Origin of the sequence: Collinsella sp. AM34-10 (assembly GCF_003469185.1) — a bacterium.
Classification (GTDB): Bacteria; Actinomycetota; Coriobacteriia; order Coriobacteriales; family Coriobacteriaceae; genus Collinsella.
In genome coordinates, this window is the sequence record NZ_QSIL01000003.1 from 176458 (window position 1) to 199688 (window position 23231).

The 23231-nt window shown below is 56.3% G+C and carries 22 protein-coding genes and 1 pseudogene; 20 read left to right on the forward strand and 3 right to left on the reverse strand.

Annotation, left to right across the window (positions count from 1 at the left end; all coding sequences use genetic code 11):
- Positions 1-26 precede the first annotated feature (26 nt).
- On the forward strand, positions 27-518 hold the full coding sequence (locus DW823_RS04140) for a DUF523 domain-containing protein (protein ID WP_117583433.1): 492 nt from the start codon (positions 27-29) through the stop codon (positions 516-518).
- 96 nt (positions 519-614) lie between these two features.
- Here DW823_RS04140 and DW823_RS04145 read toward each other — a convergent pair whose 3' ends face one another.
- Both DW823_RS04145 and DW823_RS04155 read right to left on the reverse strand, forming a co-directional pair.
- Positions 615-1217: a Type 1 glutamine amidotransferase-like domain-containing protein gene (locus DW823_RS04145; protein WP_118080558.1), complete on the reverse strand. Its 603-nt coding sequence runs from the start codon at positions 1215-1217 to the stop codon at positions 615-617.
- Between the two features lie 514 nt (positions 1218-1731).
- On the reverse strand, positions 1732-2814 hold the full coding sequence (locus DW823_RS04155; protein ID WP_117583437.1) for an iron-containing alcohol dehydrogenase family protein: 1083 nt from the start codon (positions 2812-2814) through the stop codon (positions 1732-1734).
- Positions 2815-3325: 511 nt separating this feature from the next.
- Here DW823_RS04155 and ileS point away from each other — a divergent pair.
- The 11 genes from ileS to DW823_RS04210 all read left to right on the forward strand — a co-directional run bounded on the left by ileS (position 3326) and on the right by DW823_RS04210 (position 15766).
- Positions 3326-6103, forward strand: coding sequence for an isoleucine--tRNA ligase (ileS, locus tag DW823_RS04160; RefSeq protein WP_369831566.1), 2778 nt, complete (start codon positions 3326-3328; stop codon positions 6101-6103).
- Positions 6104-6341: 238 nt separating this feature from the next.
- The gene (gene lspA, locus DW823_RS04165; RefSeq protein ID WP_117583506.1) at positions 6342-6923 is read left to right on the forward strand and encodes a signal peptidase II; all 582 of its coding nucleotides are present in this window, start codon (positions 6342-6344) and stop codon (positions 6921-6923) included.
- Positions 6923-7936, forward strand: coding sequence for an RluA family pseudouridine synthase (locus tag DW823_RS04170; RefSeq protein ID WP_117583439.1), 1014 nt, complete (start codon positions 6923-6925; stop codon positions 7934-7936). Before lspA ends, DW823_RS04170 begins: the two co-directional genes overlap by 1 nt.
- A gap of 82 nt (positions 7937-8018) precedes the next feature.
- On the forward strand, positions 8019-9314 hold the full coding sequence (locus DW823_RS04175) for a glycosyltransferase family 2 protein (protein WP_117629306.1): 1296 nt from the start codon (positions 8019-8021) through the stop codon (positions 9312-9314).
- 79 nt (positions 9315-9393) lie between these two features.
- Entirely contained in the window at positions 9394-9819 is a 426-nt protein-coding gene (locus tag DW823_RS04180) for a prepilin peptidase (RefSeq protein ID WP_158567265.1), read from the forward strand.
- A 31-nt stretch (positions 9820-9850) separates the two neighbouring features.
- Entirely contained in the window at positions 9851-11098 is a 1248-nt protein-coding gene (locus tag DW823_RS04185) for a deoxyguanosinetriphosphate triphosphohydrolase family protein (RefSeq protein WP_118080560.1), read from the forward strand.
- A 60-nt stretch (positions 11099-11158) separates the two neighbouring features.
- Positions 11159-12508 carry a replication-associated recombination protein A gene (locus DW823_RS04190; protein ID WP_199574341.1) on the forward strand — a complete coding sequence of 450 codons (1350 nt, stop codon included), beginning with the start codon at positions 11159-11161 and terminating at the stop codon, positions 12506-12508.
- A gap of 95 nt (positions 12509-12603) precedes the next feature.
- Positions 12604-13194 carry a hypothetical protein gene (locus tag DW823_RS04195; protein ID WP_117583444.1) on the forward strand — a complete coding sequence of 197 codons (591 nt, stop codon included), beginning with the start codon at positions 12604-12606 and terminating at the stop codon, positions 13192-13194.
- Entirely contained in the window at positions 13187-13564 is a 378-nt protein-coding gene (locus DW823_RS04200) for an ATP-binding protein (RefSeq protein WP_117583445.1), read from the forward strand. The genes DW823_RS04195 and DW823_RS04200 overlap by 8 nt, the downstream gene beginning before the upstream one ends.
- Position 13565: 1 nt before the next feature.
- Positions 13566-14357: an RNA polymerase sigma factor SigF gene (locus DW823_RS04205; RefSeq protein WP_117583446.1), complete on the forward strand. Its 792-nt coding sequence runs from the start codon at positions 13566-13568 to the stop codon at positions 14355-14357.
- Complete coding sequence (locus tag DW823_RS04210) at positions 14354-15766, forward strand: AI-2E family transporter (protein WP_118080564.1); 1413 nt, start codon at positions 14354-14356, stop codon at positions 15764-15766. The genes DW823_RS04205 and DW823_RS04210 overlap by 4 nt, the downstream gene beginning before the upstream one ends.
- A gap of 5 nt (positions 15767-15771) precedes the next feature.
- On the opposite strand, the gene DW823_RS04215 is transcribed toward DW823_RS04210, so the two are convergent.
- Entirely contained in the window at positions 15772-16011 is a 240-nt protein-coding gene (locus DW823_RS04215) for a hypothetical protein (RefSeq protein ID WP_117583448.1), read from the reverse strand.
- Between the two features lie 391 nt (positions 16012-16402).
- Here DW823_RS04215 and DW823_RS04220 point away from each other — a divergent pair, with 391 nt between their 5' ends.
- The 8 genes and pseudogenes from DW823_RS04220 (at position 16403) to DW823_RS04265 (ending at position 23227) form a co-directional block, all read left to right on the forward strand.
- Positions 16403-16795 carry a hypothetical protein gene (locus DW823_RS04220; RefSeq protein WP_222847410.1) on the forward strand — a complete coding sequence of 131 codons (393 nt, stop codon included), beginning with the start codon at positions 16403-16405 and terminating at the stop codon, positions 16793-16795.
- A gap of 72 nt (positions 16796-16867) precedes the next feature.
- Positions 16868-16951 carry a 23S rRNA methyltransferase attenuator leader peptide ErmL gene (locus DW823_RS04230; protein WP_001860874.1) on the forward strand — a complete coding sequence of 28 codons (84 nt, stop codon included), beginning with the start codon at positions 16868-16870 and terminating at the stop codon, positions 16949-16951.
- Between the two features lie 124 nt (positions 16952-17075).
- Positions 17076-17813: a 23S rRNA (adenine(2058)-N(6))-methyltransferase Erm(B) gene (gene erm(B) / locus DW823_RS04235; RefSeq protein WP_118080565.1), complete on the forward strand. Its 738-nt coding sequence runs from the start codon at positions 17076-17078 to the stop codon at positions 17811-17813.
- A gap of 169 nt (positions 17814-17982) precedes the next feature.
- Positions 17983-18096 (forward strand): annotated as a pseudogene (locus tag DW823_RS10005) (topoisomerase DNA-binding C4 zinc finger domain-containing protein); the annotation flags it as partial.
- A 151-nt stretch (positions 18097-18247) separates the two neighbouring features.
- A complete protein-coding gene (gene alaS, locus DW823_RS04250) occupies positions 18248-20905 on the forward strand; it encodes an alanine--tRNA ligase (protein WP_117583449.1) in 2658 nt (885 codons plus the stop codon).
- 9 nt (positions 20906-20914) lie between these two features.
- On the forward strand, positions 20915-21343 hold the full coding sequence (gene ruvX / locus DW823_RS04255) for a Holliday junction resolvase RuvX (RefSeq protein WP_117583450.1): 429 nt from the start codon (positions 20915-20917) through the stop codon (positions 21341-21343).
- Positions 21336-22727 carry an endolytic transglycosylase MltG gene (gene mltG, locus DW823_RS04260; protein WP_233503798.1) on the forward strand — a complete coding sequence of 464 codons (1392 nt, stop codon included), beginning with the start codon at positions 21336-21338 and terminating at the stop codon, positions 22725-22727. The genes ruvX and mltG overlap by 8 nt, the downstream gene beginning before the upstream one ends.
- Before the next feature lie 2 nt (positions 22728-22729).
- Positions 22730-23227: a YqeG family HAD IIIA-type phosphatase gene (locus tag DW823_RS04265; protein ID WP_117583452.1), complete on the forward strand. Its 498-nt coding sequence runs from the start codon at positions 22730-22732 to the stop codon at positions 23225-23227.
- Positions 23228-23231: the final 4 nt, after the last annotated feature.

The following is a 23231-nucleotide window of genomic DNA, read 5'->3' on the forward strand; positions in this document are numbered from 1 at the left end:
CGATTTTGCGTGAGGAGAGTTGTTATATGAAGATCGTGGTGAGTGCCTGCTTGATGGGCGAGAGCTGCAAGTATAACGGGCTCGATAACTACCATCGCGAGCTGGTCGAGGCTTGCGAGCGCACGGGGACCGAGGTCCTGTTGGTATGCCCCGAGGTCTTTGGCGGCCTTCCCACACCGCGCAAGCCGTCCGAGATTGTGAGCGGCGAGGTCCGTACCTGCGAGGGCGCCTCAGTCGATCGCGAGTTTCGCCTGGGTGCCCAACGTGCGCTCGATATGTGCGAGCAGGCGGGCGGCCCGTCCGAGATCGCTGCGTGCGTCTTGCAGGACCGTAGCCCCTCGTGCGGTGCGGGTCGCGTCTACGATGGCACCTTTAGCGGTACGCTCACCGCGGGTAACGGCGTTTTCGTTGACTTGCTCCTGCGCCACGGGTACCGTGTGATCCCTGCAAGCGAATTTGACCCCAGCATGCTGGAACATTGTTCACAGCACTCGAACCCAACACTTCCTCACGGGTGACCGTTTTGGCATCATCCGTGAAGCTGATATTGAGTACGACCGCGTGCCTGCCCCAAACCTTGCTAGGAACGAGTACAGCAAACTGGAATTTTCAAATTAGTCTTTGCAAATTACCTTTGAACCTTCACCATCAATTACAATTCCCTGACGGTTGTTAATTGGGCATAGATTCAAATCCGAAAACTCAGTCATTATTGTCTCGGTAACTTTCTTAAATGGTGCTGTAAGATAATGCGGAAGAACATAGAAATCAATCAAATTAAGCCCTGCATCATTTTCTTGTGAGTAGTCCTCCGGCTTTTCATCCATTTGCTCGATATATTGGATGCTTGGAGCGCATACAATCGCACCTGCCGATTCACCAATCATCAGTTTTCCCTTTGCCAATTCTTTCTTCAACAGCTCATCCGTTCCCGTTTTACGGAGCTGGTCTATAAGGAAAAAAGAATTTCCGCCGGTAAAATAGATCACATCCGCATCTTCAAAAAGAGACTGTATCGTTGAATAAGCCTCCGTTGAAATATCAATTTCAGTTACGATTGCTCCCAACTTTTTGAATATTTTTCGAGCCGAGCCGACATAACCGGTGTAGTCTTCACGCAGCGAAGCTGTTGGAATAAATGCGACTTTTTTATTTTCAATTTCTTCCTTTATCAGACTTCCTACACTTGAAAAGTGAGAACATAAAAACAGTTTCATCAATATTCTCCTTTATATATAAATTCTTATTTGTTGAACTAAGCCGTGTATACCATACTCTCCAATGAAAGAACGCCCTGATATAGCGAAATTTTGCCGTTTTCCTGCGTACGTGCGTACACACTCCACAGGAATGCTAAGGGGCCTGCCCCCTTAGCACACGGACTTTGGAACAAAGTCTAGTGTGTTACGCCTTGCCAGAGGTGTACAGGCTCTCGGTATGCACGTACGAAGCAATTGCCATCAATGCCCCATATAAGTGGCGATCAAGTTCGCATAAAGCGACCTTGATCCCGCAAAACAAAAGGCAGGATACCATCACCACGATGATGCCCTGCCTCTGTTCGTTCCTGTTTACCGTTCCGAGTAGTCCTTCCGCAGAATTTCCGATAAACAAAAAACGTACCCGAACCCTTTCTCGTAAAGAATCGGGTTCGAGTACGAACTGAATGCTGGAGCAATAAAAAACCACCAGAAAGGTGCCTGTCCCCTTTGTGGTGGTTTTGGGCCAGCCCTAGAGCGTGTGGCCGTAAGCGTCGGCAGCCTTGATGGCGGCGGCGAACTTTTCGTCGGTGAAGGGCTCGGGGTTGCCTTGCTTCCACTCGTTGGTGGCGTGCGCGTACTCGCACAGGGCGGGGATATCGGACTCGGAAAGCCCGACCTGCTCAAGCGTCACGGGCAGCCCCATCTCCTTGTTAAAGGCTGCGTAGCGCTCAAGGTTCTCGGTATCGCCCGTGTAGGCAAACAGCACCAGCACGCCCAGGCTCACGACCTCGCCATGCAGGTAGGTGCCCTCGCGCGGAATGCTGCAGGTGGCGTTGTAGAACGCATGCGCCACGCTCGAGTTGTAGTAGTAATCGTTTTGGTTGGTCAGGTTGGAGACATAGCCCGTGTTGACCACGATATCGAGCGCGATCTGCTTGACGGCCTCGGTCGACAGGTTCTGGCGAACGTCCTCAAGACCCTGCACGCCATAGGTAAACAGCGGCTCGGAGCAGGTGTGTGCGAGCGCCAGGCCAAGACCAGCGGTGTGCTCCAGGTTGCCAGCGCTCGTGGCGTACTCGACCTCGGGCTGCTTGGACAGGGCATCGCCCACGCCGGCCCAGAAGTACTCCGCCGGAGCCTCGGCGATGATTTTGGGATTGATGAAGATGTGCGCGGGGCGGTTGGGGTACGAATAACCCTCGAGCGAGCCGTCGTCGTTGTAGACAACGGCAATGGCGGTCGCGGCCGAGCAGTTGGAGCAGATCGTCGGTACCGTAAAGACGATCTTCTTGAGCTCGATGGCCGCCGTCTTGACGGTGTCGAGCGCTTTGCCGCCGCCGCATGCGATGAGCACATCGGCCTCTCGGCAGGCGGGGGAGTTAACAAGCTTGGCGATATTGGCACGCGTGCTGTTGGTGCCGTAGACGCGTGTCTCCAGAATCTCGACGTCGGTGTCCTCCAGTGCCGCTTCGATACTGGGAAGCGCCGCGGCCAGTGCTCGTTTACCACCGATAATCGCGACCTTGGCCGCTCCGTACTCGGCCAGCGCGCCGGGCAGCTCGTCAAAGCAATCCTCGCCGACGGTGTAGTCACTCATTCCAATCGTGCGCATAGCAGCCTTCTTTCGTTAGATAAAGTGCTTTCAGGTATTTTGCTCCAAGAGAAGGCTCACTGCCGCGAGAAATTTCGAACGTATAAAACCAGTGTTGAGGGTTTTTCGCCGGCGCGGAACGTGCTAGCATACTCCGCATAAGCGTTGATGGGGACGAGTAGTCGGCCGTCCGCATGCTACAGAGAGCGGGGAGCGCTGAGAACCCGTGCATGCGACCGATGAAAATCACCCCGGAGCTGCGGTCCCAACGGGCGCGCCGCACAGGCACGTCTTAGTAGACATCGCCGAGATGGTCGTCGATACAGGCCAGCCGAGTAACGGATGCGAGCGCGCTGTAACGCGGGCGAGGGCATCTAAGCTGGGTGGTTAAGCGAAGAGCTTTTGCGGGCACATGGCCCGTTTTGTGGCGCTTCGTCCCAGCTTGCAGGGACGGGCGCTTTTTTTGGTGCCCAATGGGCGTGCGCGCCCACGACATGAAAGGGGTACCGTGGCAAACGAGTACAAGCAGACGATGAATCTGCCCAAAACCGGATTTCCCATGCGTGCCGGTCTTTCCAAGTCCGAGCCCAAGCGACTCAAGGACTGGCAGGACAACAAGGTCTACGAGCAGGTTCTGAAGAAGAATGAGGGTCACAAGAAGTTCGTGCTGCACGACGGTCCTCCGTACGCCAACGGCCCGATCCACATCGGCCATGCGATGAACAAGATTTCCAAGGACATGATCAACCGTTACTGGATGATGCAGGGCTATGAGGTTCCCTATGTCCCCGGTTGGGACTGCCACGGTCAGCCGATTGAGCACAAGGTCGAGGAGAAGCTCGGCACCGAGAAGTTCAACCAGACCTCCACGGCTAAGATCCGTGAGCTCTGCAACAAGTTCGCTGTCGAGAACATCGAGCTGCAGAAGGCCGGCTTCCGTCGTCTGGGTGTGCTCGGCGACTGGGACAATCCCTACCTGACGCTCTATCACCAGCACGATGCCGCCGACATCGAGGTCTTTAAGGCCATGTTCGATAAGGGTATGATCTATCGCGGCCACAAGCCGGTTCACTGGTGCAAGCACTGCCACACCGCGCTGGCCGAGGCCGAGATTGAGTACTCCGACGAGACGAGCCCGTCCATCTTCGTGCGCTTTGAGATGACTTCCAAGCCCGCCGGCCTCGAGGACTTCGACGGCCCGGTCGACTTCATTATCTGGACGACCACGCCGTGGACCATCCCCTCCGACCAGGCCGTTTCCCTTAAGCCCGGCGCCGCCTATGTCGCCGTTGAGCACGAGGGCCGTGCCGAGGTCATGCTCGAGGACCTGGCTCCCAAGTGCTGCGAGGAGTTTGGCTGGGAGTACACCCCGGTTATGGTCGACGGCAAGCCCTATGTGGTTCCCGCCGAGACCTTCCACCACATCCACTACAAGCAGCCGATCTTTGACGGTGTCGAGGGCGTGGCGCTGCTGGCCGATTACGTCGGTGTCGATGACGGTACCGGTATCGTCCACAACTCGCCCGGTCACGGCGTCGACGACTACTTTGCCTGCCTCAAGGAGGGCATCACCGACATCTGCATGCCGGTCGATGACGACGGCAAGTTCTACACCGGCGAGGAGTTTGGTACCGGTGGCCCCTTCAGCGGTATGGATACCGATGAAGCCAACCCGCATATCATCGAGTTCCTGCGCGAGCGCGGCACCCTGGTCCTCGAGAAGAAGATCACGCACAGCTATCCGCACTGTTGGCGCTGCAAGCACCCGGTACTCTTCCGTGCTACCGACCAGTGGTTTGTCTCGATGGACAAGACCGGCTTGCGCGAGCAGGCTGGCAAGGAGGTCCGCGAGAACGTCAAGTGGTATCCGGCGCATGCCGCCAACCGCATTGGTGCCATGGTCGAGCAGCGTCCCGACTGGTGCATCAGCCGTCAGCGCAACTGGGGCGTGCCTATCCCCAGCTACACCTGCGCCGACTGCGGCGAGAAGGTCATGAACGACGCCACGCTCGACGCCGTCATCAAGCTCTTCCACGATAAGGGCTCCGACGCCTGGTTCACCGACGCTCCCGAGAGCTACCTGGGCGAGGCCTGCGTCTGCCCCAAGTGCGGCGGCCATCACCTCAAGGCCGATAAGGACATCCTCGACGTGTGGTGGGATTCCGGCGTTTCCTGGAAGGCCGTCTGCGAGTACCGTCCCGAGCTGGAGTATCCGGCGGATGTGTACCTCGAGGGCTCCGACCAGCACCGCGGTTGGTTCCAGAGCTCGCTGCTTACCTCGGTGGGCGCCAACGGCCACGCTCCGTACAAGGCGGTCGTCTCGCAGGGCTTCACCCTCGACGGCCAGGGCCGTAAGATGTCCAAGTCGCTTGGCAACGTCATCGACCCCAATAAGGTCTGTGACGAGATGGGCGCCGACATCATCCGCCTGTGGGTCGCCTCGGTCGACACCAGCTCCGACGTTTCCATCGACCACGAGATTCTCGCTCGTACGTCCGATGCCTACCGTCGTTTCCGCAACACGCTGCGCTTCCTGCTCTCCGAGCTCGAGGGCCAGTTTGAGCCCGAGACCGACGGCGTCGCTTTTGCCGACCTGCTGCCGCTCGACAAGCTCATGGTTGCCCGTCTGACCCAGGTCCAGGCCGAGGTCGACGATGCTTACTCTTGCTACGAGTTCCCGCGCGCTTACCGTGCGCTTTACGACTTCGTGGTTACCGAGCTTTCCAACGTGTACCTCGACGCCCTGAAGGACCGTCTGTACTGTGAGAAGCCCGGCTCGCTCGAGCGTCGCAGCGCCCAGACCGTGCTCGCCGAGCTCTTCTCGATGCTCATGCGCGACCTGCAGCCGATCTTGTCCTATACGGTCGACGAGGCCATGGCCTATGCGCCCGCCGGCTGCGTCGATCACCAGAAGTACGCCGCGCTGCTCGATTGGTACAAGTCGCCCATCACGGTCGACGAGGCCAACGAGTTTGAGGGCGTGCTCGAGGCTTCGCTCGAGCTCCGTAGCGTCGTGACCAAGGCCCTTGAGGATGCCCGCTCCGCCGGCACCTTCACCAAGAGCCAGCAGGTCCGCGTCAAGGCGGTCGTTCCTGCCGAAATGTATGCGCTGCTGACCGGCGACAAGGCCGTCGACCTGGCCGAGTTCTACATCGTCTCCGATGTTGAGCTTACCCAGGGCGAGGAGCTTTCTGTTGCCATCGATGCAGCCGAGGGCGAGTGCTGCGACCGTTGCTGGAACTACCGCACCACCGTCGGCGAGTACAACGGCCACGCTCACATTTGCAAGCGCTGCGCGAATGCCCTTTAAGGCACGGTAACTCGGCATTTTAGTTATAGGGAGAATTTAGGCGCCTTCGGCCCATTTGCTCCGCTGAAGAAAAGCGACATTCCGTTATCCGGAATGCCGCTTTCTTTTATGCTGGTTATTTATCTGACGTTAGCGAATGTGTCGTGCGCTCTGCGTGTGGCAATATAAGATGGTTATCTGCGTTAAATGGAATTTGATTATCTGAGGGTAGGGGATTTCTTTGGGTCGTGGTGCGGATATGACGCCGCCTTTGCGTTGGCGGTTGGGTGTTGCTGGTGGGGTGGCGCTGGTTGTGCTGCTTGTTGACCAGCTTACTAAGCTCGCGGTTCGTGCCGTGGGCGACGCCTTGCATGTGACCGTCATTCCCGGTGTTATCGACTTTATGTTTGTCCGCAATATCGGTGCTGCCTTTAGCATGGGCGAGGGGCATGGCATCGCGTTTGCCGTGCTGGCGTTGGCGGTCATTATCGCTATTGCCGTGTACCTCGTTCGTGCACCTCAGCTCGCCCATCTTGAGGTTGTGGGCATGGCGATGGTTGCGGGCGGTGCTATCGGCAACGCTATCGATCGTTTGGCCTTTGGCTTCGTGACCGATTTTATTGCCACCACCTTCATCGACTTCCCCGTCTTCAATGTGGCCGATATCGGCATTACGGTCGGTGTGGTGCTGGCGCTCTTCGGTTACATGTTCTTGAGCCCCGCGGCTCGTGAGGTCGATGCGACCGCCGAGCTTAACGCCCGTGACGAGGCCCGCGCCAAGCGCAAGGCTAAACAACGTGGGGAGCGTGCCCGCAAGATTCGCGAAAGGACTGAGCGCTAATGGCCGACATCCATATCCTTGTTGCCGACGATGCCGCTGGTCAGCGTCTTGACGCCTATCTGGGCGCCAATGACGGCTGCCCTACGCGCTCTGCCTGCGCACATCTGATTGAGGGTGGGGCCGTAGTGGTCAATGGCGAGACCTGCCTGTCCAAAAAGTACGCCGTGCGAGCCGGTGACCGTATTTCGGTTGATTTGCCCGAGCCGCACGATCCCACCGACGTGATTCCCGAGGCCATCCCGCTCGACATTCGCTATGAGGACGACTACCTCATCGTGCTCTCCAAGCAGCGCGGCCTGGTGTGCCATCCTGCTCACGGCCACGAGAGCGGTACGCTTGCGAACGCCCTGGTCTACCACTGCGGCATCGACCATCTGGGCACCGTGCAGGGCGAGGACCGCCCCGGTATCGTACATCGTTTGGATCGCGATACCTCGGGTCTTATGCTTGCGGCAAAGGACGACGACACCCAGCGCGCGCTCCAAAATCTTATCCGTACGCGCACGCTCGACCGCCGCTACATTACGCTCGTTCACGGTCATATCGCCATGGATGAGGGCACCGTTAACACCGGCATTGCCCGTTCTACACGTGACCGTGTCAAGATGGCGGTTTCCGATGATCCTTTTGCGCGCCAGGCCATCACGACCTTTAAGGTCCTTGAGCGCTTTGATTCCACGCGCTTTGATGACGGCTACACACTCGTTGAGTGTCACCTGTTTACCGGTCGCACGCATCAGATTCGCGTGCACATGCGCCATATCAACCACGCCTGCGTGGGCGATCCGCTCTACGGTAAGTGCGATGCGCGTGCCGATCAGGGTCTGACCAGGCAATTCCTCCATTCCTGGCGCGTGGCGTTCGATCATCCCGTGACGGGAGAGCGCATTGAGTGCCGCGACGAGCTGCCGTGGGATCTCGCCGCCGTCCTCGACGACTTAGCCCCGCGTTCGCTTGGTCGCACTGCTGCCGGCGACGAAATCGTACCGCAGCTCGGCCTGCTCGAAGCCTAGCCAGTATTAGGTGGTTTCTTGAACTCGGTAAGCCTGCGGTAAGATATACGGTTGTTTACGTAACACGTTCCTGGGAGCCTGCATGCTCGCCTTTTTACAAACCAACACACCCATCGTGATCTTCAACCAGATCGTCGTCACGCTGCTCACGGTCTGCTTCTTGTACCAGGTGGTCTTCTTTGTCATCGGTGCTCTCCGCGGCGAGGTCGCGCCTCCCAAGGCCAAAAAACTCCACCGGTATGCCTTCTTTATCGCGGCGCATAACGAGGAGGCCGTGATCGCCAACCTCGTTCGCTCCATTAAGGACCAGGATTATCCGTCCGAGCTCATCGAGGTCTTCGTGGTCGCCGATGCCTGCACCGATAACACCGCGCAGCTCGCGCGCGAGGCGGGCGCCATTGTGTACGAGCGCAATGACCTGGCCCGTAAAGGCAAGAGTTGGGTCATGGACTTTGGTTTCGACCGTATCCTTAACGAGTATCCCGACACCTTTGAAGGTTACTTTATCTTCGATGCCGATAATGTTATCGCCCGCGATTATGTGTCCAAGATGAATGATGCCTTTGACCAGGGCTTCCATGTGGTCACGAGCTATCGTAACTCCAAGAACTTCGGAAGCTCGTGGATCTCGGCAGCGAATGCCACTTGGTATCTGCGCGAGGCGCGTTTCCTCAACAACGCGCGCAACATCTGCAAGACGTCCTGCGCCGTATCGGGTTCGGGCTACCTTATCTCGGCTAGCGTTATTGAGGGCATGCACGGCTGGCAGTTCCATACGCTGACCGAGGATATTCAGTTCACCACGTTCTGCGCTATTCACGGCATTCGTATTGGCTATGCGCCGGCGGAGTTCTTTGACGAGCAGCCCGTGACGTTTAAGGCGTCCTGGAAGCAGCGTATGCGTTGGACCAAGGGCTTCTACCAGGTCTTCTTTACCTACGGTAAGCATCTGGTCAAGTCAACCTTCCGCTATCATCGCTTCGCTGCCTACGACATGTTCATGACAATCGCACCGGGTATGCTGCTATCGCTGATTTCGATGCTTGCCAATGCGACGTTCCTCATTGTTGGCGGTCTTTCCCACGGCTTCTTAGCTACCGAGGTCGAGATGCAGGCGTGTGCCGCTTCGCTCATCATGACCTTCGTCATGATGTATCAGACCTTCTTTATCCTGGCGCTGCTCACGACTATCTTCGAGTACAAGCACATCCATTGCGCGCAAAAGTGGCGCCTGGTGACCAACCTGTTTACCTTCCCGATCTTTATGTTCAGCTATATCCCCATTACGGTGGCTGCGTTGTTCCTGAAGGTCGACTGGGTCCCGACGCAGCATGCCGTCAGCGTTACCCTCGACGAGGTCATGCAGGGCGCTAAATAACCACCACCAAAACCACCACAAAGGGGACAGGTACCTTTGTGGTGGTTTTTTACTTTTGAGCAGCTGTCCCGGGAGGTGCATGATGTTCTACATCCCATTTTGGATCTGCGCTTTTGCCGGCGCGGTGATTGATGCCCGTGAGCGGCGGTTTCCCAATGAGCTTGCCGGCGTGTGTGCGGTGGCGGCGCTTGCAGGCGTTTGGCTCGACAGAGGTGTTAACACGGCGCTTGACCACGCCGGTCTTGCGGTCATCGTCTACCTTGCCCTTGTGCTCACTGAGTCGCTCTGGCGTCGTGTTCGCCAAGCCCCCGGCATCGGCATGGGGGATGCCAAGGCGCTTTTCGCGCTTTGCACGCTCGACCCTCTGGGCGGCATTGTGGCATTTGCCGTCGCGCTCCTGGTCCTGGCCCTCTCCTGCCTCTTCACAAAATCGCGCTCCCTGCCATTGCTCCCGTTTTTGGTGCCGATATTTGCCATAATCGAGGTCGTGGGCTGCACATTGTAACCGATTGCGCATCCTTTTTAAGGAGCATGCCATGGCAACTAATCAAGAAACGGCCGTCATTAAGGCGCGCATGGACCGCATTCCCGCGGCGTTGTCGCCCGAGCTGGTTGAGCGCATCGCCGCCGACCGCGCCTCGGGTGTCGTTAATCCTTATCGATGCGGTGATGACCAGGTCATTCGTCGTATAGATCGCGCTGCCGACAAAGGCACGCTTATGCGTCCGGCGTTTATGCGCGATACCGAAAAGATTCTTCATCTTCCGGCGTACACGCGTTATGCAGGCAAAACGCAGGTCTTTAGCTTCCGTAGCAATGATGACCTGTCGCGTCGCGGCCTGCACGTGCAGCTTGTCTCGCGCATTGCGCGCGATATCGGTCACGCCCTGGGGCTCAACGGCGATCTGATTGAGGCGATTGGCCTGGGCCACGACTTGGGACACACGCCTTTTGGCCATGCGGGCGAGCGCTTTCTCAACGATATCTATCACGAGCGTACCGGCCGCTACTTTTTCCATAACGTGCAGTCGGTCCGCGTGCTCGACGCGCTGTATGGCCGCAACGTATCGCTCCAGACACTCGATGGCGTACTGTGCCATAACGGCGAGTACGAGCAACGTGTATTTGAGCTGTCACACATGGCGACCTTTGACCAGTTCGATCAGACGGTCGAGGACTGTATCGCCACGGGTTATAGCGCGATTGAGCACCTGCGTCCCATGACGCTCGAGGGTTGCGTGGTGCGTATCTCGGATATCCTTGCCTACGTTGGGCGCGATCGCCAAGACGCCATTGCGGCGGGCCTGCTGTCACCCGACGCCTTTGACGATGGCCTGGGCGGGGCTTACAACAGCTGGATCCTCACGCACGCTTCCATCGATATCGTTGAGCATAGCTACGGCAAACCGCGTATCGAGATGAGCGAGGACCTGTTTGAGGAGATCCGCCGGGCGAAGCGCGAGAACTACGAGAAGATCTACAGCAAGGGCGGTATCGAGGGCGATTCCGAGGCGGAGCTGCGCGAGGCGTTCGAAAAGCTCTACGACTGCTGCCTGCAGGATCTAAATAAAGGCGACGAGTCCTCTTACATCTTTAAGCATCATATTTCGCGCATTGAGCAGCAGCTTTCCTACTACGATCGCATCTATGCCTGGCAGGACGACAAGGATCAAGCGGTGGTGGATTACATCGCGAGCATGACGGACGGCTATTTCTGCGAGCTGACGAGCAAGCAGTTCCCGGGCTTGAAGTTTCCACACCGTACCTATATTAACGAACGGTAGTTCGTATTTATTCGCTATACTGTTGACGAACAAAGCTTTTGATTGATGCATGGGATGGCTATGGACGACCTTTTTTCTACCTCGACACGCGAGCGTTCCTTTAAAAACGCGCCGCTCGCGGTGCGCATGCGCCCCAATTCGCTCGACGAGTATGTGGGCCAGCAAAAGGCCGTCGGTAAAGGCTCGTGGTTGCGTGCGGCCATCGAGCATGATGTGCTATCGAGCGTGATTCTGTATGGGCCTGCTGGTACGGGTAAGACGACGCTGGCGCATATCATCGCCAACCATACCAAGAGCGAGTTTGTCGAGGTCAGTGCCGTGACGGGTACCGTGAAGGACCTGCGTCGCGTGATCGACGAGGCAAAGACGCGCCTGAATACGTATGACCGCCGTACCATCTTGTTCATCGACGAGATTCACCGTTTTTCGAAGTCTCAGCAGGATGCGCTTTTGCATGCGGTTGAAAACCGTACTGTCATTATGATTGGCGCCACGACCGAGAACCCGTACTTCGAGGTCAACTCCGCACTGTTGTCGCGTGGGCGCGTGGTAGAGCTTGAGCACCTGAAGGACGAGGATGTCGCCACGCTCATTAAGCGTGCGCTCGGGGCGCCGCAGGGTTTAAACGGTAAGTTCTCGGCCGATGAGGATGCAGTCAAGACCATTTGCACGCTTGCCGCGGGTGATGCGCGCTCGGCGCTCACGACGCTCGAGCTTGCGAGCGAGATTGCCGTTACGCGTCCCGATACCGAGGGGACGCCAGCGCCGGCGGCGGGGGAGCGCTATCCCATCACTGTTGACGATGTGAAAATCGCCAATCCACGTCGTGGGTTTTCGTATGACAAAAACGGTGACATTCACTACGACATTATCAGTGCGTTTATTAAATCTATGCGCGGCAGCGACCCCGATGCCACGATCTATTGGCTTGCGCGCATGATCGATGCGGGGGAGGATCCCAAGTTTATCGCTCGCCGCATTATGATTCAGGCTTCCGAGGATGTTGGCAACGCCGACCCGCAGGCGCTTTTGGTGGCACATGCCGCATTTAAATCTGCCGAGGTCATTGGCTATCCCGAGTGTCGCATCAACCTGGCTCAGGCTGCGCTCTATGTGTGCCTGGCGCCTAAGTCCAACGCGTGTGAGGCCTCGATCGATGCGGCGCTGGCCGATATCCACAGCAGTGGTCTTCGCGAGGTGCCCAGCTACCTGCGCGATCGTCACCGTCCCGGCAGCGACGAGTACGGTGTATACAAGTACCCGCACGATTATCCCGAAGGCTGGGTCGATCAGCGCTATTTGCCCGAGGGGTTGGAGCGCGGCGCGTTCTGGCAGCCTGCCGGCCGCGGTTGGGAAGAGTGGCGTGTGGAGCAAAGCGAGCGCGACCGTAGCGGCAACGCTCCCAAGTAGGCCATTGGCGCCTCGCGCATTCCCTTTGGGTATCTTTGCCCTTCTTTGGGGTACCATGAAAAACGTCTGTATTTCGATTCCTTCGGGAGGCTTGTATGAGTCCCATTCAAATCGCCCTGCTGGTGCTCGCCGTTGCCGGCGTGTGGGCTGTTGTCGAGCTCGCGCTCACGCTGCGCAAGACCCGCACCGTCGTCGACTCGCTCGACAAGACGGTGAGCGACCTCAATAATACGCTCGCCGAGGCACAGCCCGTGGTGGCAAAGCTCGATGGTGCCGTTGATGAGCTTACACCGGCACTTGCCCAGGTGGAGCCGCTCCTCAAATCGAGCAAGACTGCCGTTGACGCCCTGACGTCCAACCTTGTTGAGGTTGAGGCGGTCGTTCGCGACATTTCTCAGGTCACGGGCAGTGTGGCCGAGGCCAGCAATGCCGTGTCGAGCGTGACCGACTCTGCGGCCGGTGCCGTGCAGAAACTATTTAACAAGGTGAAGGCTCCTGCAGCCGACGCCGATCGCAAGCTCGCCACTGCCGCCGAGGCCGAACAGCCTACCGAGCACGTTCTGATTGGTGAGGCTGAGGACGAGGCCGCCGATGGTGCAGATACGGCTCAGAAGCCCGCAGCCAAGCCTGCTCAGTATTACACCTATACGCCCGCCGAGACCTCCGAGGAGTCCTGCGATGAGTAGCGAAACAACCTGCCCCATTACGCTGAGCGTTGCCGGTGATCCGCGTTTCGCGCGCTTGGTGCGCATGACGGCCGCCAACGTCGGCGCCCTGTGCTCTATGTCCGTCGATCGCATCGAGGATATTCGCATGGCTGCCGAGGAGGCCTTCATCTTTGGGTGCACCGCGGTCGACTGCGACGATATCTCGATCACATTCGATGTCGACGAATCTCATGTGGGAATGACCTTTACCTTTGGCGATCAGGCGACTGTCGATGAGGATGACCAGGCTGCCGTGTATGCCGAACTCATTCTTGCAAGCGTGTGCGATTCCTACGAAAAGACCGCGGCGCCCCTGACGCTTTCCCTCGACCTCAAGGCGGATATCTAATATGACCGAACGTTCCCGGAGCGGTAAGACCGCTTGGGACAAGGAGAAAACCCGCGAGCTGTTTCGTCGCTACAAGGAGACCGGTGATCCGGATGCCCGCGAGCAACTCGTCATGTCCCACATGAACCTGGTAAGGTTTCTTGCCAACAAGTTTAAGAACCGCGGTGAGCCGCTCGATGACCTTTTGCAGGTCGGCTATCTGGGCTTGCTCAAGGCTATCGACCGTTTTGACCCTGAGCGCGGGCTCGAGTTCACCACGTTCGCGACACCTACTATTCTGGGAGAGATTAAGCGCCACTTCCGCGACAAGGGCTGGAGCGTGCGCGTGCCGCGTCGTCTGCAGGAGCTCTCGGCCAAGGTCAACCAGGCCACCGACAAGCTCACCAACGAGCTACAGCGTTCTCCTAAGGTTGAGGAAATCGCCGAATACCTGGACGTGACCGTTGACGAGGTGCTCGAAGCCATGGAATCGTCCTCGGCCTACACCTCGGTACCCATCGAGGCCCCCGGTGCGTCCGATTCCGACGATGCGCCTTCGATTCTCGACCGCTATGCTGACGACGACAACGAGCTCGACTTTACCGATGACCGTCTGGTGATTGAGGAGGCCATTCGCGATTTCTCGCCGCGCGAGCGCGAGGTGATCGAGCTGCGCTTTGTGAAGGGCATGACCCAGATCGAGATCGCCAAGAAGCTGGGCATCTCCCAGGTGCAGGTCTCGCGCCTGCTGCGCCGTACGCTTAAGAAGATTCAGGACAAGATTGACCCCGACGGAGTAATGGTTCGTTCATGAGTGAGCACCCTCAACAAACCGATCGCGCGCTGCGTGACACCCGCATTCTGACGCTGCGCATTTGGGCCGTCGTCGGCTGCATCGTGATCGCTGCCGTCATCTTTAACCTCATGGGGATTCTGGCGCCGGTTATTGAGTTTCTGGCCGTCGGCTCCATTATTGCCTTTGTAATGTCGCCGATTACCAACTGGCTTGAGCATCATGGGGTGGGCCGCGGCATCGGCTCGCTCATCGCGCTCATTGTAGTCGTAGCCGTGCTCGTCGGTGTCGTCTGTATCCTGTCGCCGATTCTCTTTGGCCAGATCATGGAAGTCCTGAGCCGCCTGCCTGAGCAGCTACGTGTTGCGGGCAGCGACCTTAATGAGATGATCTCGCGCGCCAAGACGCTCAACAACACGCCGGTCAAGGAGTACCTGGACGATAACCTTTCTTCGCTCGTTACGGTGGCGTCCAAATATGTCTCACAGATTGCCGCCGAGCTCGGCCGCGGCGTGTTCCCGCTTATCACCAACACGGCCTCACAGCTGTTCGTGATCTTTTTGGGTCTGGTGCTTGCCTATTGGCTTGCCTGCGATTATCCCCGTATGCACCACGAGGTCTGCACCATCATCGGTCAGGAAAAGGAAACCTCGTACCGCTTTATGGTCGCGATTCTTTCGCGCTCAGTCGGCGGTTACATGCGTGGCATGGTTGTGACGTCCATCTGCGGTGGCATCCTTGCCTTTATCGGCTTTACGATCATCGGGCATCCGTATGCGGCGCTCATGGCCATCTTTACCGGCATCATGCACTTGGTCCCGGTTGTCGGTCCCTGGGTGAGCGCGGCGATTGCCACGGTGCTCGGGTTTATGTTTAGCCCGATGCTGGCGTTGTGGACCTTGGTTGTGACCATGGTGGCACAAAATGTCACCGATAACGTCATTTCGCCTAAGGTCATGCAGAGCTCGGTGCAGGTGCATCCTATCATGAGCCTCACGGCCCTGGTTATTGGCTCGGCGCTTATGGGCCCCATCGGCATGGTTATCGCCATCCCGCTGTGCGCGGCCCTCAAGGGTATCTTCGTGTACTACTTCGAAAACGAGACCGGCCGCCAGCTCGTGGCCTACGAAGGTGCCGTGTTTAAGGGTACGCCGTATCGCGATGCCGAGGGTAACCCGGTTGCCGCCTATGACGCGCTTGGCGATGACACGTTCATCTATGAGTCCGAGCTCATCGGCAATGAGACCGCGCCCGAGGCCAAGGCCATGCCCAAGCCCGAGTTCGATAATTCATGGATCAAGCTCTCGGGTCTTCAGCCCGACGCGACGGGCTTTTTCAAGAACCCCTTCGCCAAGGATGACGATTCTAATACGGACGACGACACCAAAACCGGCATAGACGGCTCCATGGATGATTCGGATTCTAAATAGGTCTTTTAACGTTTCTTGATGTTGTAAAAGACAAGAAACACGAGCAAAGCGATTGATAAGGGGCCGGCTACATAGAAATAGAGAACGTCAATTGCGCGTAGAGGGCAATAGGCCTTATCGCCGGACATTACTGCATATAATACGTAGCCAAATGCTGGTTGGTTTGAATACCAGTGGGAGAAGGCCAAGAGCGCTAAAAGTGCTACAACCAGAAGTGCATTCAGGATAAATCGTTTGGTATTCATCGGCCGCTCCTTCCGGATGATTCTTATATAGTATTTTTTTTAAAAAGCGATATACTAGATATAACGAAACAACGAACTGAATAAAGAATACAAAAAAAGAGCCACGACCAGTTAAAGCCTGAGAAACTTTAACTGCGAGCCTTAATTGATTACCACCAATCAATTAAAGAAGTCGAGACCCAAAATTTGGTAAAGTATTTAATTACTTTATTAATCAGATACTTAAATATCTGTAAACCCATTATATCGGGTTTTTGAGGGGATTTCAAGTCTTTAAGAAGATACCAGGCAATCAATTAAGAAAAACTTAGTTGATTGCCTTTTTTGTTGTGATTCAACTTTGATCGTAGCTTCTAACTAATTAATTTTCGTAAGAAAGGAGAACAGCTGAATGAATATCCCTTTTGTTGTAGAAACTGTGCTTCATGACGGCTTGTTAAAGTACAAATTTAAAAATAGTAAAATTCGCTCAATCACTACCAAGCCAGGTAAAAGTAAAGGGGCTATTTTTGCGTATCGCTCAAAAAAAAGCATGATTGGCGGACGTGGCGTTGTTCTGACTTCCGAAGAAGCGATTCACGAAAATCAAGATACATTTACGCATTGGACACCAAACGTTTATCGTTATGGTACGTATGCAGACGAAAACCGTTCATACACTAAAGGACATTCTGAAAACAATTTAAGACAAATCAATACCTTCTTTATTGATTTTGATATTCACACGGAAAAAGAAACTATTTCAGCAAGCGATATTTTAACAACAGCTATTGATTTATCTTAAAATTTTGTGTATAATAGGAATTGAAGTTAAATTAGATGCTAAAAATTTGTAATTAAGAAGGAGGGATTCGTCATGTTGGTATTCCAAATGCATAATGTAGATAAAACATCTACTGTTTTGAAACAGACTAAAAACAGTGATTACGCAGATAAATAAATACGTTAGATTAATTCCTACCAGTGACTAATCTTATGACTTTTTAAACAGATAACTAAAATTACAAACAAATCGTTTAACTTCTGTATTTATTTACTGATGTAATCACTTCAGGAGTGATTACATGAACAAAAATATAAAATATTCTCAAAACTTTTTAACGAGTGAAAAAGTACTCAACCAAATAATAAAACAATTGAATTTAAAAGAAACCGATACCGTTTACGAAATTGGAACAGGTAAAGGGCATTTAACGACGAAACTGGCTAAAATAAGTAAACAGGTAACGTCTATTGAATTAGACAGTCATCTATTCAACTTATCGTCAGAAAAATTAAAACTGAATACTCGTGTCACTTTAATTCACCAAGATATTCTACAGTTTCAATTCCCTAACAAACAGAGGTATAAAATTGTTGGGAATATTCCTTACAATTTAAGCACACAAATTATTAAAAAAGTGGTTTTTGAAAGCCGTGCGTCTGACATCTATCTGATTGTTGAAGAAGGATTCTACAAGCGTACCTTGGATATTCACCGAACACTAGGGTTGCTCTTGCACACTCAAGTCTCGATTCAGCAATTGCTTAAGCTGCCAGCGGAATGCTTTCATCCTAAACCAAAAGTAAACAGTGTCTTAATAAAACTTACCCGCCATACCACAGATGTTCCAGATAAATATTGGAAGCTATATACGTACTTTGTTTCAAAATGGGTCAATCGAGAATATCGTCAACTGTTTACTAAAAATCAGTTTCATCAAGCAATGAAACACGCCAAAGTAAACAATTTAAGTACCGTTACTTATGAGCAAGTATTGTCTATTTTTAATAGTTATCTATTATTTAACGGGAGGAAATAATTCTATGAGTCGCTTTTGTAAATTTGGAAAGTTACACGTTACTAAAGGGAATGGAGATAAATTATTAGGTATACTACTGACAGCTTCCAAGGAGCTAAAGAGGTCCCTAGCGCCTACGGGGAATTTGTATCGATAAGGGGTACAAATTCCCACTAAGCGCTCGGGACCCCTTGTAGGAAAATGTCCTAAGTGTGGCAACAATATTGTATTAAAAAAATCGTTTTATGGTTGTTCAAATTATCCTGAATGTAAGTTTACTTTAGCTGAACATTTTAGAAAGAAACATTTTTTTCAAAGGATTGCTTAGTCCTAAATAACATGCACTTTCGCTGGAGGGTCGCTGTTTGGCGGCCCTCTTTTTTGCGCTAGGGCGGTGGGATGGTAATATCGTTACGTTTGAACTGTTTCGATGTGAAACCGAGGAGATTCCCTCTATGAGTGCTGACTACCCGTCAATGACTACGGCCGAGATTCGCTCTAAGTTCCTCAACTTCTTTGAGGAGCGCGGTCTTAAACTCTATCCTTCTTCGTCCCTCGTTCCCGACGATCCTTCGCTGCTGCTCGCCAATGCCGGCATGAACCAGTTTAAGGAGTACTACCAGGGCAAGAAGACCATGAAGGAGATCGGCGCAATCTCCTGTCAGAAGTGTGTTCGCACCAACGACATCGACTGCATCGGCGAGGACGGCCGTCATCTGTCCTTCTTTGAGATGCTCGGCGACTTCTCCTTTGGTGGCGTCTCCAAGCAGCAGGCCTGCGCTTGGGCCTTTGAGCTCATCACCAAGGAGTTCAAGCTGCCGCTCGACCGCCTGTACTTCACCGTCTTTACCGAGGACGACGAGACCCATGACGTGTGGCGCTCCCTGGGCGTTGCCGAGGATCACATCTCGCGTCTGGGCGAGGACGACAACTTCTGGGCCGCTGGCCCCACCGGTCCCTGCGGTCCGTGCTCCGAGATCTACTTTGACATGGGCGAGGAGGTCGGTTGCGGCAGCCCCGACTGCAAGCCTGGCTGCGACTGCGACCGCTTCCTTGAGTTCTGGAACCTCGTGTTTACCCAGTACGACCGCCAGGAGGACGGCTCCATGCCGGAGCTGCCGCACCGCAACCTCGATACGGGCATGGGCCTGGAGCGCATGGCCGCCATCATGCAGCACAAGACCGCCAACTACGACGGCGATCTGATGCAGCACCTCATCAAGCTCGGTGAGGAGATCAGCGGCAAGACTTATGACGCCGATGACTATTCCGGTGCCAGCCGCTCGCTGCGCATCATCGCCGACCACTCCCGTGCCGTCGACTTTATGATCTCTGACGGCATTCTGCCCGGCAACGAGGGCCGCGAGTACGTCCTGCGCCGCCTGCTCCGCCGCGCCGTGTTCCACGGCCGCTTGCTGGGCATCGAGGGAGCCTTCCTGACCAAGTTCATCGACGAGGTCAACGCCCAGATGGGCGAGGCCTATCCCGAGCTGCTCAAGAACGTCGCGCTCGTTAAGGGCATCGTCGCCTCCGAGGAGGAGCGTTTCTCCACGACGCTCGACAACGGCCGCGTTTACCTGGACGAGGCCCTGGCCGCGCTCGCCGAGGGCGCTGTGCTTCCGGGCGACGTTGCCTTTAAGCTGCACGACACCTTCGGTTTCCCCATTGACCTGACTGTCGAGATCGCCGGCGCCGCTGGCCATGACGTCGACATGGACGGCTTCACCGCCTGTATGGAGGACCAGAAGGCCCGCGCTCGCGCCAACGCCAAGGGCGATGCCTGGGGCAGCTTCAACGACGTGTGGGTCGAGCTTTCGGACAAGGTCTCCGCGACCGAGTTCGACGGCTATGACAACGACGTCATCGATGGCGCCAAGGTTGTCGCCATCGTGCGCAACGGCGAGTCCGTCGAGTCCGTTGCTGCCGGCGAGGACGTCGAGGTCGTGCTCGACCGCACCCCGTTCTACGCCGAGATGGGCGGCCAGCAGGGCGACGCCGGCGAGCTTTCCGCCGAGGGCGTTGCGCTGACCATTTCCGATACCAAGAACCACAACGGCCTGTATGCCCACGTTGCTCACGTTGCCGAGGGCACGCTGACCGTCGGTGCTACCGTGACCGCCGCGCTCGACGCCGAGCGCCGTGGCTTCCTGCGTCGCAACCACACCGCCACGCACCTGCTCGACGCCGCGCTTAAGCAGGTCCTGGGCGAGCATGTCTCCCAGGCTGGCTCGTTGGTGACGCCCGAGCACCTGCGCTTTGACTTCACGCACTTCGAGGCCCTCTCTTCCGAGCGGCTCAAGGCTGTCGAGGATCTGGTCAACCAGCAGATCTTCGCTTCCAAGCCGGTCGTTACCCGCGTCATGGGTATCGACGAGGCCAAGGCCGCCGGTGCTGTCGCCCTCTTTGGCGAGAAGTACGGCGATGTCGTCCGCGTCGTCTCCGTGGGCGCCGAGGACCAGCCGTTTTCCCGTGAGCTCTGCGGTGGCACGCATGCCGCCAACACTGCCGAGATCGGCCTGTTCAAGATCATCTCCGAGTCTTCCACGGGCTCCAACGTCCGCCGTATCGAGGCCGTGACCTCTAAGGGTGCCCTCGACTACATGGCCGACCGTCTGGCGCTCGTCGACGCCGCTGCCGCAGCGCTCAAGTGCCGCGTGGACGAGGTTCCCGCCCGCGTGGAGAACCTGCAGGCCGAGCTGCGCGAGACCGCCGGTAAGCTCAAGAAGGCTCTGACCGGTGGCTCCTCCGATGCGATCTCCAGCGCCATCGAGGGCGCTGTCGAGCTCGGCGGCTACAAGCTCGTCGTCGCTGAACTTCAGGGCCTTGAAGCTGCCGACCTGCGCAACGTCTGGGATACCGTGCACCAGAAGGTCGACGGTCCCGTCGCCTGTGTCGTTGCCAGCGTGACCGAGAAGGGCACCCCCGCCCTGCTCGCCGCCGGCTCCGATGACGCCGTCAAGGCCGGTTTCCACGCCGGCAACGTGATCAAGCAGATCGCGGGCCTGGTCGACGGTCGCGGCGGCGGCCGTCCCAACATGGCCCAGGCCGGTGGCAAGAACGCCGCCGGTATCGCCGATGCCCTCGCGGCCGCCAAGACCGCGCTCGGCGCTTAAGTAGTCGCTGTGGTCGCGCTCGCGCTGGACATAGGGGAGACCCGGATTGGCATTGCCGTCTCGAGCCGTGATGGCAAGATGGCAATGCCCGTCAAGGTGCTCCCGGCTGCCGAGGTCACTGGCATGGCCAAGACGTTCCGTTACCTGGTTGAGGACTATGAGCCCGATATCCTTGTAAGCGGACGTCCCTTGACCATGGCCGGTGAGCCCGGCCCCCAGGCCGAGCGCGTTGCCGCCGTTGCGCAAAAGATTGCCCAAGAGCTCGATCTTCCGCTTGAGTTTGAGGATGAGCGCCTGTCCTCGCAAGAGGCAAAGCGTATCCTGCGCGAGCAGGGACTCAACGAAAAGCAGATGAGGGGCAAGATTGACATGATCGCCGCCAGCCTGTTCTTGCAGACGTGGCTCGATCGCAAAAACGAGGAGGTTTCGCATGCCTAGCGCTTCCGATCCGCGCCAGCCGAATCGCCAGGGGCAGCCTACGCCGCGCCCTGTATCGTCCGGCCAGCGTCCGATGCAACCGACGCAGCGTGCGGCTCAGCCTGCTGCTCGTCCCGCACAGCCCTCCTCTCGTGCAGCACAATCTGCTCAGCGTCCTGCCCAACAGCCCGCTGCCCGCGCAGCCCGGGCCGCAAGCGGTACCCGCTTTAAGCAGCAGGCGCCCACGCAGCGTGCGCAGGCGCCTCAATCGCATACGCGTACACATCATGCTCACGGCACACATGGCGCAGCTCCGGCCACGCGCTCGAGCTATAACACGCGTGCCCACCGTGGCGTCCAAAAGAAAAGCTCTCCGGTGCCTATGATTATCGGTGGCGTCATCGCCGTGCTTGCGCTTGTCGCGATCGTTTTCTTTGTCGTGCCAGCCGTCAAGGGCTTTTTTGCCGGCGAGGATGCGAAAGTCGCTGCTGGCCAGCAAGTTACTATCACGATTCCCGATGGCGCCTCGGGTGATACCATCGCTTCGATTCTCTCCGAGAACCATATCGTCGAAGACCCCAAGGATTATTACGCGGCGGTCAAAAAGCTCAATGCCGATATGTCGCTTAAGCCTGGCGCCTACTCGTTTACCACGCTCATGGACGCGACCAAGGTTGTTCAGCAGCTCATGGAAGGCCCCAATGCGGGCTCCGATGCGCTGACTATCCCTGAGGGCCTAACGGTCGACCAGGTCGCCGATCGCGTGGCCGCGGCATACGACAGCATCTCCAAGGAAGACTTCCTTAACCAGGCCAAGGCGAGCAATTATGTGAATGATTTCGCTTTCCTTAAAGATGCCGCGAACGATTCGCTCGAGGGCTTCCTATTCCCCAAGACCTATTCGTTGGGTAAGGACCCGTCTGCCGATGATGTGATTCGCGCCATGCTTGACCAGTTCAACGCCGAGTATAAGTCGCTTGACTTTGCCAGCTGCGAGGCCAAGATCAAGGAGCGCTATGGCGTGGAGATGTCCGATTACGACATCGTTAACCTTGCCTCGATCGTCGAGCGCGAGGGCCTCAACGCCGATCAGCGCGCGCATGTGGCTTCGGTTTTCTATAACCGTCTGGCGGGCAAGCTCGATGGCCTGCGTTACCTCAATAGCGATGCGACCATGATGTATGTCACCGGCGGCGAGGTTACCGCCGACGACCTGCAGAGCGATAGTCCGTATAACACCTATAAGCATGAAGGCCTGCCGCCCACGCCCATCTGCTCTCCGTCGCTCGAGGCGCTCAAGGCTACCCTTGAGCCGACCGACTCTGATGACCTGTATTTCTACATTACACAGGACGAGGAGTATTTCTCGAAGACCTACGAAGAGCACCAACAGTCTTGGAATTGATCATGAGGATTTTTAGCCCCAAACGATATGTTGCCTCAGTTGACCGCATCGACCTCGATACCCTCTGGGCCGACGGCAAGCGCGCCATTCTACTCGACCGCGATAACACTCTGGTGCCGCGCGATACCGAGCAGGTTCCCGCTGCGGTTTCAGCTTGGCTCGAAGCCGCCCATGCCAAGGGCTTTAAACTGTGTATGGTGTCCAATAACTGGCATCGCGACCAGGTCATGGCATCGGCGCGCGAGCTGGGGCTCGAGGCTATCAGCCACGCCATGAAGCCTGCCCCGTTTGCCCTGAAGGCGGGTCTTAAGCGTCTGGGCGCCACGGCCGACGAGGCCGTGCTGATCGGTGACCAGCTTTACACGGACGTGTGGAGCGGTAACTTTGCCGGCGTCGATACCATCTTGGTAAAGCCGCAGGCGACGCAGGACCTGTGGTACACGCAGATCTTCCGTATCTTTGAGCGCCGGGCCCTGCGCGACCTTCCCTGCGAGGAATAGGTTT

Excerpts from the sequence above, each read along its gene's own strand:
- DW823_RS04140 (WP_117583433.1), top strand. The coding sequence starts at position 27 with ATGAAGATCGTGGTGAGTGCCTGCTTGATGGGCGAGAGCTGCAAGTAT.
- DW823_RS04145 (WP_118080558.1), bottom strand. The coding sequence starts at position 1,217 with ATGAAACTGTTTTTATGTTCTCACTTTTCAAGTGTAGGAAGTCTGATA.
- DW823_RS04155 (WP_117583437.1), bottom strand. The coding sequence starts at position 2,814 with ATGCGCACGATTGGAATGAGTGACTACACCGTCGGCGAGGATTGCTTT.
- ileS (WP_369831566.1), top strand. The coding sequence starts at position 3,326 with ATGAATCTGCCCAAAACCGGATTTCCCATGCGTGCCGGTCTTTCCAAG.
- lspA (WP_117583506.1), top strand. The coding sequence starts at position 6,342 with ATGACGCCGCCTTTGCGTTGGCGGTTGGGTGTTGCTGGTGGGGTGGCG.
- DW823_RS04170 (WP_117583439.1), top strand. The coding sequence starts at position 6,923 with ATGGCCGACATCCATATCCTTGTTGCCGACGATGCCGCTGGTCAGCGT.
- DW823_RS04175 (WP_117629306.1), top strand. The coding sequence starts at position 8,019 with ATGCTCGCCTTTTTACAAACCAACACACCCATCGTGATCTTCAACCAG.
- DW823_RS04180 (WP_158567265.1), top strand. The coding sequence starts at position 9,394 with ATGATGTTCTACATCCCATTTTGGATCTGCGCTTTTGCCGGCGCGGTG.
- DW823_RS04185 (WP_118080560.1), top strand. The coding sequence starts at position 9,851 with ATGGCAACTAATCAAGAAACGGCCGTCATTAAGGCGCGCATGGACCGC.
- DW823_RS04190 (WP_199574341.1), top strand. The coding sequence starts at position 11,159 with ATGGACGACCTTTTTTCTACCTCGACACGCGAGCGTTCCTTTAAAAAC.
- DW823_RS04195 (WP_117583444.1), top strand. The coding sequence starts at position 12,604 with ATGAGTCCCATTCAAATCGCCCTGCTGGTGCTCGCCGTTGCCGGCGTG.
- DW823_RS04200 (WP_117583445.1), top strand. The coding sequence starts at position 13,187 with ATGAGTAGCGAAACAACCTGCCCCATTACGCTGAGCGTTGCCGGTGAT.
- DW823_RS04205 (WP_117583446.1), top strand. The coding sequence starts at position 13,566 with ATGACCGAACGTTCCCGGAGCGGTAAGACCGCTTGGGACAAGGAGAAA.
- DW823_RS04210 (WP_118080564.1), top strand. The coding sequence starts at position 14,354 with ATGAGTGAGCACCCTCAACAAACCGATCGCGCGCTGCGTGACACCCGC.
- DW823_RS04215 (WP_117583448.1), bottom strand. The coding sequence starts at position 16,011 with ATGAATACCAAACGATTTATCCTGAATGCACTTCTGGTTGTAGCACTT.
- DW823_RS04220 (WP_222847410.1), top strand. The coding sequence starts at position 16,403 with ATGAATATCCCTTTTGTTGTAGAAACTGTGCTTCATGACGGCTTGTTA.
- DW823_RS04230 (WP_001860874.1), top strand. The coding sequence starts at position 16,868 with ATGTTGGTATTCCAAATGCATAATGTAGATAAAACATCTACTGTTTTG.
- alaS (WP_117583449.1), top strand. The coding sequence starts at position 18,248 with ATGAGTGCTGACTACCCGTCAATGACTACGGCCGAGATTCGCTCTAAG.
- mltG (WP_233503798.1), top strand. The coding sequence starts at position 21,336 with ATGCCTAGCGCTTCCGATCCGCGCCAGCCGAATCGCCAGGGGCAGCCT.
- DW823_RS04265 (WP_117583452.1), top strand. The coding sequence starts at position 22,730 with ATGAGGATTTTTAGCCCCAAACGATATGTTGCCTCAGTTGACCGCATC.